General features: G+C 75.0%; 10 protein-coding genes. 2 read left to right on the forward strand and 8 right to left on the reverse strand.

Features of this window, described 5'->3' with window-relative positions; translation table 11 throughout:
- Positions 1-26 precede the first annotated feature (26 nt).
- The 5 genes from ACFPYL_RS04380 to ACFPYL_RS04400 form a co-directional block, all read right to left on the reverse strand.
- Positions 27-2,708: an FtsX-like permease family protein gene (locus tag ACFPYL_RS04380; protein WP_379150741.1), complete on the reverse strand. Its 2,682-nt coding sequence runs from the start codon at positions 2,706-2,708 to the stop codon at positions 27-29.
- Positions 2,705-5,866 carry an FtsX-like permease family protein gene (locus ACFPYL_RS04385; protein ID WP_379150744.1) on the reverse strand — a complete coding sequence of 1,054 codons (3,162 nt, stop codon included), beginning with the start codon at positions 5,864-5,866 and terminating at the stop codon, positions 2,705-2,707. The genes ACFPYL_RS04380 and ACFPYL_RS04385 overlap by 4 nt, the downstream gene beginning before the upstream one ends.
- Before the next feature lie 12 nt (positions 5,867-5,878).
- Complete coding sequence (locus ACFPYL_RS04390; RefSeq protein WP_379150747.1) at positions 5,879-6,565, reverse strand: ABC transporter ATP-binding protein; 687 nt, start codon at positions 6,563-6,565, stop codon at positions 5,879-5,881.
- A complete protein-coding gene (locus tag ACFPYL_RS04395; protein ID WP_379150750.1) occupies positions 6,562-7,485 on the reverse strand; it encodes an ATP-binding cassette domain-containing protein in 924 nt (307 codons plus the stop codon). Before ACFPYL_RS04395 ends, ACFPYL_RS04390 begins: the two co-directional genes overlap by 4 nt.
- A gap of 98 nt (positions 7,486-7,583) precedes the next feature.
- Positions 7,584-8,261 carry a hypothetical protein gene (locus ACFPYL_RS04400; protein WP_379150753.1) on the reverse strand — a complete coding sequence of 226 codons (678 nt, stop codon included), beginning with the start codon at positions 8,259-8,261 and terminating at the stop codon, positions 7,584-7,586.
- 240 nt (positions 8,262-8,501) lie between these two features.
- On the opposite strand from ACFPYL_RS04400, the gene ACFPYL_RS04405 reads away from it, so the two are divergent.
- Positions 8,502-9,212, forward strand: coding sequence for an acyltransferase (locus tag ACFPYL_RS04405; RefSeq protein WP_379150756.1), 711 nt, complete (start codon positions 8,502-8,504; stop codon positions 9,210-9,212).
- 3 nt (positions 9,213-9,215) lie between these two features.
- Here the strand turns inward: ACFPYL_RS04405 and ACFPYL_RS04410 are convergent, their stop codons facing one another.
- Together ACFPYL_RS04410 and ACFPYL_RS04415 are read right to left on the reverse strand one after the other, a co-directional pair.
- Positions 9,216-9,941, reverse strand: a complete 726-nt coding sequence (locus ACFPYL_RS04410) for a ZIP family metal transporter (protein WP_379150759.1) — start codon at positions 9,939-9,941, stop codon at positions 9,216-9,218.
- Between the two features lie 6 nt (positions 9,942-9,947).
- Positions 9,948-10,892, reverse strand: coding sequence for a metallophosphoesterase (locus ACFPYL_RS04415; protein WP_379150762.1), 945 nt, complete (start codon positions 10,890-10,892; stop codon positions 9,948-9,950).
- A 44-nt stretch (positions 10,893-10,936) separates the two neighbouring features.
- On the opposite strand from ACFPYL_RS04415, the gene ACFPYL_RS04420 reads away from it, so the two are divergent.
- Positions 10,937-11,602 (forward strand): class E sortase, encoded by a 666-nt coding sequence (locus tag ACFPYL_RS04420; RefSeq protein ID WP_379150765.1) that lies wholly within the window; start codon positions 10,937-10,939, stop codon positions 11,600-11,602.
- A 9-nt stretch (positions 11,603-11,611) separates the two neighbouring features.
- Here ACFPYL_RS04420 and ACFPYL_RS04425 read toward each other — a convergent pair whose 3' ends face one another.
- Positions 11,612-12,871, reverse strand: coding sequence for a GNAT family N-acetyltransferase (locus ACFPYL_RS04425; RefSeq protein WP_379150768.1), 1,260 nt, complete (start codon positions 12,869-12,871; stop codon positions 11,612-11,614).
- Between the last annotated feature and the right edge of the window lie 15 nt (positions 12,872-12,886).

A 12,886-nucleotide genomic window follows, 5' to 3' on the forward strand; every position in this document is an offset into this window, starting at 1 on the left:
GCCCATCCAAGCAGCCGGCCCGCGGTTCAGCTGCGGAGCAGCTCGGCCAGGACCCGCCGCTGCAGGTGTCGCCACTCCCACAGCGCCACGCCCAGGGCGCTCAGCACGACGAGGCCGGCGCAGAGGGTGACCCACCACGGCACGACGACGTCCGGCGTCAGTGTCTGACCGGTGATCCGTTCCAGGGACAGGGATCCGAAGGTCGCGACGATGCAGCCGAGACCGAGCCCCAGGCCCAGCAGCGTGGAGACGGCGACCGTTGTCAGCACCTCGCCCGACAGGACTCGGCGCAGGTCCCGGTCGGTCATGCCGAGCGCGCGCAGCCGCCCGAGGGACTGGCCCCGGGCGGGAGCCTCGGCGGCCGCAGCGAGGACCACGGAGTGGACGGCGAAGAGCAGCAGCGGCACCGACGACGCCGCGGCGAGCAGGAACAACGCGGAGGAGAGCGGAGCGTCGCGGCGGACGTCCAGCTCGTCGGCGTACGTCGTGACGGAGCCGGCGCCGCTGTCGCGCAGGGCCTCGGCCGCACCCGGCCCGACCGCCCACACCGTGCTCGGCGTCGCGGACGCACCGGCGCCGGCGAAGGCTTCCGCGTCCACGACCAGGACGGGCTCGATCGAGGCGTCCACGCGCGGGGCGGTGCCGACGACGTCGAGGTGGACGGTGACGTCCTGCCACCGCACGGTCGGGTCGTCCCGGAGGTCCGGGGAGCCCCCGAGCAGCAGGGCACGGACCTGGGTCCCCTCGCCGTCGCCGAGCCCGGCCAGCTGGGGCGCGTCGGGGAGCGGGCTGCTCGCGAGCAGCCGTTGGTACGCCGTCGCGTCGACGACCACCAGGCGGACCGGTGCGGCGGTGCGCCGGGAGACGAGCTTGACGTCGTCCGCGACCAGCCCGGCGACCGCGGCCCGCACGCCTGGCGCTGCGGCGACCTGGCGTGCCGTCGCCTCGAGATCGCCGCCCGTCGTCGACGTCAGTCGCGCGTCGCCGCCCACCGCCAGCAGAGCTCCGGCCCCCTGCCCCTGGTGCTCGGTCGCGGCCAGGGCGACGCCGAACGTGAGCTGGGCGACCGCCACCGAGACGGCGAGCACCGGGAGCACCCGTGCCGCCGTCTGGCTGAGCCGCGCCGTGACCAGGAGGCCGACGCCGTGCTCCGAACGGCGGGCCGCGCGCAGGCCCACCTGCAGCGCCGGTTTCAGCAACCGCACGGCGACCAGGGTGCCGGCGACGGCACACGCCGTGGCAGCGGCCGCTGCCGTCAGGCCACCCCATCCACTGCCCTGCGTGACGCCACGCTGGTGCAGCGCCGCGAGGCACAGGGCCGCCGCCGCCAGCACGGTGACCTCGACCGCCAGCCTCCGCGTCCGCCGGGCGCGGTCGAGCGTGCGTCGCGCGGAGCGGTTGGCGGGGGCTCGCCGGACGCTGGTCGAGCGGGCGGCCACGACAGCGCCGTGCACGGGTGTCGCGAGCACCGCGACGACGAGGACGGGGACGCACCAGGCCCAGCCCACGCCGCCGGCCAGCAGCCTCGCGGCGACGAGCCCGAGCGCGGTGCCGGTCACCGCGACGAGGAGCGCCTCGACGAAGAGCTCGCCTGCGATGTCGAGGAGCGACGCGCCACGCTCGCGTGCGACCGTGACCGGGCCCGAGCGACGGCTGACCAGCAGCTGCGCCGCGAGGGCGAGGACGAGCAGGGCGGCGACGACCAGCCCGACGAGGACGACCTGCGCCTGTCCCTGGGCGGCGACGACCCGGTCCCGTCCGTCGGCAAGCACGCCACCCAGGGCGCTGTCCCACCGCAGGTCGCTCCCCGTCACGTCGGCGGCCTGGAGGTGGGCGACCTCGCCCGCGATCGTGCCGGTGTCGCGCCAGCGGACCGTGGACGGTCGGGTCAGGAAGGTGACGTGCTGCGCCAGCTCGTCCGTGCGTACGGCGAGCTGCAGGTCCGGCAGCGACGCCGAGGCGACCAGGGCGCCCCCCGCCGTCCGCTGCAGGCCCTCCGAGACGCCCTGCGACGGCTCGAGCAGGTCCGGCGCGAGCTGCCACACCGGGTCCTGCGGGTCGGCGGGCACGTAGACGCCGCTGACGCGGATCCGGACCGGGTTGTGGTCGTCGTCCTCGGCGGGCAGCCGGTCGCCGGGCCCGACGCCGAGGGCCCGGGCCACCCGCCGAGAGACGGCGACCTGGACGGGCCACGGCGCGCCGTCGGGCTCCAGCGTGACGTCGGCGTCGCCGGCGGGCGCGCTGGAGCGGGGTGCGTGGCCGGCGACGTAGGTCACGGCGGGTGGGCCGGCCGGGGTGTCGGCGTACGTCAGCCGGAGGGAGCGGCCCGGGCCCCGGTCCAGCAGGTGCAGCGACGGGGTCGCGACCGTCGCGATCCCGGGGTCCAGGATCGCGGCGAGCCCGGGCGGGAGCTCGTCTTGGGCCTGGCCGATGACCGCCCGCAGCGTCCGGGGCGAGTGCGGGTCCCGGATCGTGGCGATGGGCGCGTAGGGGTCGCGCGGCAGCGTGGCGACGACAGCACCACCGAGCCCGGCGTCGCGCACCGCCGCGACGATCGCGCGGTCGGCGGCGCGGTCGCTCACGGGCGCCACCGCCGCCGTCAGCAGGGTCGTCACCGCCACCACCAGACCGGTCAGCACCAGGAGCGGGGCGTCACCGCGCACGCGGCCGACGATGGTCGGCAGGTGCCAGCGTGGGCGCCGGATCATCCCGCCTCCCCGGCGTGCAGGCGTGCCGGAGAAGCGCGGCGGACGTGGGCGGCGGTGAGGGCCGCGGCGATGGCCAGGGCGCCGACGACCGATCCGCCGACCAGCAGTGCCTCCGCCCCCCACGGCCAGGCCTCCACGGCCGGGGGGACCGGCGCGCCGCCGAGGTCGGAGCGGATCAGGAGCGGACCCAGCACGCCCGACATCGCCCTGCCCACGAGGGCGCCGACGACCACCAGGGGCAGCAGGAACGCGGCGTTCTCGGCCAGGAGTAGCCGCCGCGCGTCGCGAGCGGACATGCCCAGGGCCCGGAGCCGGGAGACCTCGGCCGAACGCCGGTGCCGGTCGCTGGCCAGCAGCAGGCCGACGCTCAGGAGCAGCATCAGGGTCGCGACGACCACGAGGGTCAGCAGGGCGGTCGGTACGCCGACGCGCAGCGGCCCGGTGGCGAGCTGCGCTGCCACCTCGGACCTGCTCGTGACCTCGCCGACCCCGAGCCGCTCCGCCGCCCGCACGCTCGCGGGCGAGGTGTCGGCGATCCACCAGGCGTCGTAGCCCGGGTCGAGGTCCCCGGCGTCGACCAGGGCGCGGGTGAGCAGGTCACCGTCGGCGAGCACCGCCGGCCGGCCGGGTGCCGACGGGACATCGGGCACGACGTCGACCACCCGCAGCGTCACCGTCGTGGCGTCCAGGCTCGCGGTCAGCCGGCTGCCGACCGGGGCGTCGAGGTCGTCCACCAGGTCCTGCGAGACGGCCACGGGGACGTCCGGGGCGACCGGGATGCCGGTGGCGAGGAGCGTGTTGCTCGCGTAGCCGAAGTAGGTGAGGTCGGCGTTGGCCGTCGCGGTGATCACCGTGCCGCTGCCGTCGGGCTCGACGGTGGCGTCGGTCCGGCTCAGCACGCTGTTGTCGCCCGGCGGCATCGCGGTCCAGGCCGTGCCGGCCGGCGCCGCCGGGCCCGGGACCCGGAGGGAGACCGAGAGGTCGGCCGTCGTCGGAGCGCCAGGCCCGTCGAGGTCCAGCCGGACGCCGACCAGCGCCTGCTCCGAGCTGATCGGGCCGAGCCACGACACGGGATGGGTGCGCCCGTCCATCGGCAGGGGTACGGCATCGACGGAGCTGCGGATCCCCGCCGCGTCCTGGAGGACGGCCGTCACGGTCATCCGCAGGGCCGCCCGCGACGGTGCCTGCCCGCGGGCCTCGATGCCCGCGCCGTCGGCGGGCAGCGGGATGCCCTGCACCGGAGCCGACGGGGCCAGTCCTGCGCCGATCTGCCCCCAGGACCTGCCGTCGTCGAGGCGGCCGCGCAGCAGCGTCCCGGCGTGGGTGGTGTCGACGGCGACCAGGACCGGCGGCTCACCCTTCTGCCCGACGTAGCTGCCGAGCGTCAGCGGCCGGTCGATGACGGGGGAGACCGTCGCGCCCAGGGTGCCGCGTTCCGTCGCGGACTCGACGGCCGTCGTCGCCCGCTGGCCGGCCGTCGCCCCCGGGACGAGGGACAGGTCGGTGCCGAGGAGCAGTGCGGCCTGGTCGTCCTGCGACCGCTCCCAGGTCGTGTGCAGCCCGAGCCCGAAGGTCCCGGCCGCGACCGCGGCGGCGATCGCCACCATGGCGGTGCCCGTGTGCGGACGGCGGGCCGCCTGCTGGGCGGCGAGCGGCAGGACGAGACCGCGCGAACGCGCGCCGACGCGGGCGGCCGCGCCGAGCGCGATCGGCACCAGTCGGACCGCCAGCACCGTCACCGCCGCGAGGCAGAGCACGGGCGCGACCGTCAGGACGAGGTCGCCGCTGCCGGTCGTCGCCGGCCGGGAGCGCAGCTGGAGCCAGCACGCGACCGCCACGACCGCGACCAGGACGTCGAGACCGCCGCGGACCGCCGCTCGGTGCCGCGCGCCGCGGTCCGTCGCCGTGCCGGTGTCCAGGGCGGTGAGGACCAGGGCGAGCGCGAGCAGGAAGCTGGTGACCAGCACGCCCGCCACCAGCGCGACCGTGACCGTCGGCCCCTGCGTGAGGCCGGCCGCCCGCAGGTCGGGAGCGTGGGTGAGCAGGGAGTGGGTCAGCGCGGCGGCCGGGACGGCCAGCGCCGCGGCCGCGGCGGCGAGCAGCCCGGCCTCCGTCAGGGCGGCCGTGACCTGCTGGCGCCGGCTCAGGCCCAGGGCGACGAGCAGGGCGCGTTCGTCGTCGCGCCGCGAGGCGACCAGCCAGCCGGCCAGGAGCGCGGCCGCGAAGGCGAGGGCCGCGCCGAGGAGCACCACCACCAGCACCGTCGACCGGGTGGTCGCCTGCTGGGCCTCGATCCGGTCGAGCGTGCCGGTCAGGTTGGACCCCACCCGGGTGATCTGCACGTCGTCGCCGACGCCGTCCGTGAGCAGTGCCGAGGCACGACCGAGACCCTGGGACGCGTCGGCCAGGGTCGAGCGCTGGGCCAGCGCCAGCGTCGGGTGGCCGGTGACGCGCAGCCCGGTGACGTACGACGCGGTCGAGCGGAACGCCGCGTCGCCGACCAGGAACGGCCCGTACGCCGCGGCCGAGGCCGACCCGTGCGTCCAGGTCCCGACCCCCTGGCCCGTCAGCGGGTCCGTCTCCCAGCCGCCGCCGGGACGGGCGTCGAACGTGCCGACGACCACGATGGTGACGGGCTTCGCCACGCTCGTCACGCCGGACAGGCCGAGCTCGCGGTCCAGCGTCACGGTGTCGCCGAGGTGCAGGCCGAGCTGGCGGGCGGCCGAGGCGGGGACCACGGCCTCGGGACGCGCCGCACGGGTGTCCTCCGGCAGGCGCCCGCTGGTCAGCACGGCACGGCCGGCCAGGTCGTCGTCGGTGCCGAGGTAGGCGACCCGGTCGCCGTCGAGCTGACGCATCGCCCCCACCGCGCTGGCGCTGACCGTCGGACGCATCGGGGCCAGGACGTCGGTCACGACGTCCTGGGCCTGCGACCGAGCATCCTCGAGCTCGCTGCCCGGCAGGTCGACCAGGAACGCCGTCACGTCGACGTCGTCGGGTTGGGCGCGCTCGACGTCGGCGTGGAAGGCCCGCGCCTGGGTGGCGCTCAGCAACAGAGCGCAGACGCCGACGAGGCAGGCGGCCGCGGCGATCAGCAGGACGACGGCGGCGAGCATCCCTCCTTGCACGCGAGCGCGCCGGAGGGTCAGGGTCAGCACCGGTCCGTCATCTCAGCCCTCGACCCGCCCGTCAGCGATCGTGAGCACCCGGTCGGCGAGCGCCATCATCGTCGGGTCGTGGGTGGCGATCACCGCGGTGACACCCTCCGAGTCGACGATGGCACGCAGCAGCGCCATCACCGCCAGGCCGGTCTCGGCATCGAGCTGGCCGGTCGGTTCGTCCGCCAGGAGCAGCCGGGGTGACCCGGCGAGCGCCCGGGCGATCGCCACCCGCTGCTGCTGACCGCCGGAGAGCTCCCCGGGCCGTTGTCCGCCGTGGTCGCGGAGCCCGACGAGGTCGAGCAGCAACGCGACCCGCTGCTCGCGCTCGACCACCGGCATGCGTCGCATGCGCAGGGGTACGCCGACGTTCTCGCTCGCCGTGAGTGCCGGGATCAGCCCGAACGTCTGGAAGACGTAGGAGATCCGCTCGCGGCGCAGGCGGCTGAGCTCCTGGTCGTCGAGCGCGGCGACGTCGCTGCCCACCACCCGCAGCGTGCCCCCGTCGGGCTTGTCGAGGCCGCCGAGCAGGTTGAGCAGGGTGGTCTTGCCCGAGCCCGACCGGCCGGCCACGGCCACCATCTCCCCGGGTCGGACGTCGAAGGAGACCTCGCGCAGGGCGTGCATCGTCGTGGGGCCCGACCCGTAGGTGCGGGTGAGTCCCCGCGCCTCGATGACCGGCTCGTCGGTCGCGCTCATGCCTCCTCGCCGCGGTCGTCGGAGCGGATCTCGACGTGGTCGGCCGTGAGCGCGAGCCGGACCCGGCGGGTGAGGGCGAGCGCCTCCCGGAACTCCCGCGGCACCTGCACCCGCCCCGCGCGGTCCATGACGGCGTACTCCTCGGAGGCACCGGGCGCATCGCCCGTCGCCTCGCTGCGCAGGGTCTCGCTGCTGGTCCGGCCGTCGCGGATCGCGACGCTGCGCGCCACCTGCCCGCTGACCGCGGCGTCGTGCGTGACGACCACGACCGTGGCGCCGAGCTCGCGGTTGGCGGTGCGCAGCGCGGCGAAGACCTCCGCGGCGCTCTCGCTGTCCAGCTCGCCGGTCGGCTCGTCGGCGAGCAGGACGCGCGGCTGGTTCGCCAGCGCCACCGCGATCGCGACCCGCTGCTGCTGACCGCCCGACATCTGATCGGGCCGGCGGTCGGAGCAGTCCGCGACCCCGAGCGTCTCCAGCACGCTGTCGGTGCGGGCCCGACGTTCCTTGCGTCGTACGCCGGCGATGGTCATCGGGAGGTCGACCACCTGGCGTGCCGTCAGGTAGGGCACCAGGTTGCGCGCCGACTGCTGGCGGACGAACCCGACGACGTGCCGGCGGTAGTCGACCCGCTCGGAGCGGCTCATGTCCACGAGGTCGTGGCCGGCCACGCGCGCCCGGCCCGCCGTCGGTGCGTCGACCCCGGCCAGGACCTGCAGCAGGGTGGACTTGCCGGACCCGGACGCGCCCACCAGCGCGATCATCTCGCCCTGGTGCACCAGCAGGTCGAGGCCCTGCAGCGCCTGCACCTCGACGCTCTCGGTCTGGTAGATCCGCACGACGTTGTCGCACACGATCAGGGCGTCGTGCCCGAACTCCGCCTCGTGGGGGGCAGCCGCCGGCAGTGCCAGCTCTCGTCCCATCGCGTTCCCTCCCGTCGGCGACCCCGCGTGATCCTAGTTCTTCTCGGGGTCTCGTCGGCGGGAATCGGTCAGGCGTCGCGCGGGAGGCGAGTGGCGACTCAGGTCCGGGCGACGCCCTGGATCCGGTAGCCGTTGATCGAGTCGGCCCAGCCGACGTACGTCAGGTGCCAGTCGCGGGTCAGCTTGCGCACCGAGATGGTCGCGACCACGCCCGAGCCACCGGCGTCGGACGAGCGCACCCGGCCGTGGCCGACGGAGATCGCGACGTGCCCGGCGCCGGCGCTGCCGCCGGTCCAGTAGACGGCCGCGCCCTTCGGAGGCGTCAGGTCGTGCGGGTGCCGGCCCGTGGCGTGGTCCCAGGCGGTGGCGGCGGTCGAGTAGCGCGACGGGATGTCGGCCTGCTCGCGCGCCCAGCCGAGGCACTGTCCGGGGACGTTGTACGTCGAGGCCTCGGCGGCGGCGACCGTCTCGGCGGCGTCGCTGCTCGCCACGGGCACGGTGGGGATCGGCTTGCGGACGACCGGGATCGACGGTCGCACACGCTGCTCGACCTCGCGGTCGGCGGTCCGGTCCAGGTCGCGCGACGCGACCGGCTCCCGGCGTACGACGGCTGCCGGGGCGGACGGTGCCGGGGCTGCGTCGGCCGCCGGGGTCGGCGCGAGGTGCCGGTGGCCGGCGACGACCACGATGCTCGCGACGACGGTGACCGCGAGAACCACGGCGACCCACCGGGGCGCGTTCGCGGCGCGGCGCAGCACGGACAGGGACGATGGCATTGCTGACTCCTTCGTTGACGAGCCAGCGGCGGCCGGTACGGCGGCCTGACGACGACACCTGATCGCGCGGTCCTGGCGAGGGAGGGCGCGCGGCGGGTCATCACCCACCGCAGGCGCTACGGGGATCAACGACCCGGACCCGCTCCGTTATCCCGATTCGGACGTGACCTGTCGCATATACGCGGGGAGGTCGTCGTGGTCTTCGCCACAACGTCCGCTGGAACCGCTAGCCTCGCGGTCGTGACCGGCCCGATGAACCGACTCCTCAACCGCGCCGTGCTGGCGTCCTCGCGCTGGCTCGACAAGGTCGGCCAGATCGTCCCCGGGACGCGCGCGGCGGAGCAGTTCGGCAGCCTCGGCCGGGGGAGCAGCATCGGCTACCCGATGGCGACCCTGATGGGGCAGCGCTCGATCCACATCGGCGAGGACACCCTGGTCGGGCGCCACGTCAGCCTCGCGGTCGGGTACGGCGTGCTCGACACCCGGGCGCCGGAGCGGGCCCTCGTGATCGGCGACCGCAGCGTGATCGGCGCCCGCTGCACGATCATCGCCCACGAGTCGATCGTGATCGGCGACGGCGTGTGGTTCGGCCAGGACATCTTCGTCTCCGACGCGAGCCACGGCTACCAGGACCCGGAGCTGCCCATCGGGGAGCAGTTCGGGACCCACGACCCGGTCGAGATCGGCGACGGCACCTGGATCGGGCACGGCGCGATCATCCTGCCGGGTGCCCGGATCGGGCGGAACGTCGTCGTGGCGGCGGGCTCCGTCGTCCGCGGCGTCGTCGAGGACCACACCGTCGTCGGCGGCGCGCCCGCGAAGGTGCTGCGGCGCCTCGAGCCGGGCGTGGGCTGGGTCGGCACCCGCGGCGACGTACGACCGGTGCTGCACGGGCCCTTCGGCCTCGCCGCGGCGGCCGCCGCCGAGGCCGAGGCCGAGGAGACCGCGTAGGTCCTACTGGAGGACGGTCAGCACCCCGGCGACCAGGAAGCCGACCACGGTCAGCAGGCCGACGGTCCGGCCGCCGTGCTTGTAGGACTCCGGGATCATCGAGTCGGCGAGCATCATCAGCACGGCGCCGCCGGCGAAGGCGCTCGCGTAGGTGCCGACGTGGTTGAGGTGGTCGGCCATCAGGTAGCCGAGCCACGACGCCAGGCCGCAGGCGACGGTGAGCAGCCCCCACATCACGGTGATCCGGCGGTCCGGCGTGCCCGCCTCCTGGAGGCTGGTGGTGCCGGCGAGGCCCTGCGGGATGTTGGAGACGAAGATCGCGGCCAGGAACGCGAGGCTGATCTGGCCGCCCAGCGCCAGCCCGAGGCCGAGGATGAAGGCCTCCGGGATGCCGTCGAGCAGGGCGCCGAGGAACATCGCCATCCCCGAGCCGCCCTCGCCCTTGCCGGTGGCGACCGAGACCCGCGCGGCACCGCCGCCCTGGTCGACCAGCCGGTCGCCGACGTAGTAGACGAGCGCGCCGACCAGCGCGCACCCGCAGATCTGCCAGCCGTCCGTGAGCGTGCTCTCGGGGATCAGCTCGTAGGCGACGGCCGCGAGCAGGGTGCCGCCGCCGAAGCCCATCATCAGGCCGATCGCGCGCTCGGACCTGCCGAGCGGCTTCGCGAGCGCCTGGCCCAGGAACAGCGCGGCGGAGGAGAGGAGACCCCAGAAGAGCGCAGACCACATGGCCCGTCAGACCATCCCCGGGACCTGCATCTCGCCGGTGTAGATCGGGGAGTCCTTGCGCGACAGCAGCTCCCGTCGGTCCTCGGGCGAGAGTGCCTCGACCTGCTCGCGTACGTCGGACGGGAAGCCGCTCACCTCGGGTGCCTCATCGACCGGGACGACCGTGTGCACGATCCGGTCCTCGTAGAGGTGCACCATCGTCATCGCCTGGTGGCCGTCGACCCCGGAGACGAAACGGGCCAGGGGCGCCGGGTCGGAGGTGTAGCAGGTCGCCGAGGCGACCGAGACCGGGATGCCGGCGAAGGTCGAGTACGTCGAGTAGTGGAAGTGACCACCCAGGATGCAGCGCACGTCGGTGCCCTCGAGCACCTCGGCGAGGCGCGACTGGTCGAGCAGCTCGATCACCTCGGCGGCGGGCATCATCGGGATCGGGATCGGCGGGTGGTGCAGCGCGAGCAGCGTGCCGTGCGCGGCCGGGGTCGCCAGCTCGGCCGCGAGCCACGCGAGCTGGGCGTCGGTGACCTCGCCGTGGTGGTAGCCCGGGACGCTGGTGTCGAGCGAGATGATCCGCAGTCCGTCGACGTCGTGGACGCGGTCCTGGGTGCGCGCCTCGCCCTCGCCCGGCTTCTCGTCGAAGAGCGCGTCGGCGTACGTCGCGCGCTCGTCGTGGTTGCCCATCACCCAGATCACCTGGGCGCCCATCTCCGCGGCGATCGGCTCGACGAGCTCACGCAGGCGTGCGTACGCCTCCGGCTCGGCCTTGTCGGCGAGGTCGCCGGTGAAGACCAGGGCCTGGGGCAGCGGGTCGAGGCGGGCGATCCGCGCGAGCGCGAGGGCCAGGCCGACCTCGGTGTCGATCACGCCGTACTGGCGTTCCCCGGCGGCCAGCAGGTGCGGGTCGCTGAGGTGGGCCACCGTGTGGCCGGGCGCGGGGTACTGACCGAACTGCACGTCGACACGCTACCGGGGCGGCGGGGACACGGCAGACTGGCCCGGTGGCACGGAAGCGGCGCGGGCGTCCCCTGGTGTGGGTCGGTGTCGCGATGATGCTCGCGGGCCTCTGCGTGATCGGCTACATCGGCTGGGAGCTCTGGGGCACGACCTGGGTCTCGAAGCGCGAGCAGCGCTCGATCGTCGAGTCCACGGAGCGCTCCTGGGGCCAGGGCTCCGTCTCCTCGCACGACGACGACGTGGCGTCCGACGTGGTGGCGCTGATCCGGATCCCGGCCTTCGGCGACGACTACGTCGTGCCCGCCGCCGAGGGCACGGGCGACGACGTGCTGGCCCGGGGCTTCGGGATCTTCGAGAGCTCGCCGGCGCCGGGCGGTGTCGGGAACTTCGCCATGACCGGGCACCGCATCACCCACGGCGAGCCGCTGCGCCACATGCCGGACCTCGACGCCGGTGACGAGGTGCTGGTCGAGACCCGGGACGCCGTCTACACCTACGTCCTCGACACCGACGGCGACGCGCTGACTGTCGACGACGACGCCGGCTGGGTCGTCGCGCCGGACCCCGTCGACCCCGACACCGGGACCGCCGTCTCGACCACTGCCGGGTCGAAGCGGCTGCTGACCCTCGTCACCTGCGCGGAGCTGTTCCACACCGACGAGCGCCTGGTGGCCTTCGGTCACCTCGTCTCGAAGCGACCGATCGACTGAACGCCCGGCTCAGAAGCCGACGGCGGCCACCGGAGTGACGTCCGCGCGCAGCGCGTGCCAGAGCTCGCGGGCCGCGCCACGACGCTGCTCGGTGACCAGGCCCGCCCGGGCGAGGCCGAGCAGGTTGGCGCCGCCCAGGTAGCCGGAGCCCAGCGCCGCCACCGGGAGCCGTACGTCGGCGTCGGCCTCGGACCGCTCCACCGTCGCGGCGCCGGTGTCGTCGGCACGGATCCGCCAGCGGCCCTCGTTCCAGGGTGCGGCGCGGTCCACCACGTCGACGACGACGTCGCACGGTGCGCTCCAGGCGCGGTCCATCAGCGCCTCGGGCAGGTCCACGAGCCGGATCCAGAGACTGTCGTAGGTCTCGATGCCGCCGGTGGCGCGCGGGCCGCCGGCCCACAGCACGAGCGGGTCGTCGGCACCGACGGTCCCGACCTTGACGGTCGAGACGAGGTCGAAGTCGAGGAGGCGTCGCAGCAGCGCCAGTCGCGTCGCGGGTTCTCCGACGACGGCCCAGGCGTCGAGCGTGCTGCTGGGGCGGGCGTGCTCCCACTTCTCGTTGCGGCGGAAGGCCGCGAACCCGACGTCGACGCCGTCGCGCCGGGCGAAGAGCACCCGCCACGGCTCCTTGCCGCGGAGGTTCTCGGGGAGCTGCTGGCAGACGCGTTCGTAGTACGCCTGCTCGCCGACGACCGAGCCCAGCTCGGCGACAGCGAGGTGGCACTCGCGCAGCCGGGCCGGCACGCCCGGGTCGGTCGCAGTGGCCATCTGCGTGGTGATCGTGCCCGCCGCGTCCTCCAGGTCCGGCGCGGTGAGCGTCGCGCCCCGCGACAGGGTGACGACGAGCTCGTGGGAGGCCAGGCCGTAGCCGTGCCGCCCGTAGATCGCCGGCTCGCTCGCGTGCAGCGCCGAGACGTGCGTGCCGGGCGCCGCGTGCACCTCCTCGAAGTGGTGGCGCAGCATCGTGGTCAGGATGCCCTTCCGGCGGTGGTCCGGGTGTACGCCGACCCAGGTCAGCCCGGCGCACGGCACCTGGCGGGGCGCGTCCGCCGCGCCGGGGATCGCGAGCGTCATCGGGAAGACGCCGTAGATGCCCGGGTACGTCGCCGGGTCGGCGCCGTCGACGTCGACGGCGAAGCGCTGGTCGACGGGCAGCCCGAGCAGCTGCTCCTCGGTCGAGGCTGACAGCACCTCCGCGAACCACACCGTCTGGTCGGTCGCGAGATACCGGTCGGCGTCCGAGGCCAGGCCCACGCGCAGGTCCGTCATGTCCTCAGCAAACCG

The organism is Nocardioides hankookensis, from assembly GCF_042658885.1.
Classification (GTDB): Bacteria; Actinomycetota; Actinomycetes; order Propionibacteriales; family Nocardioidaceae; genus Nocardioides; species Nocardioides hankookensis.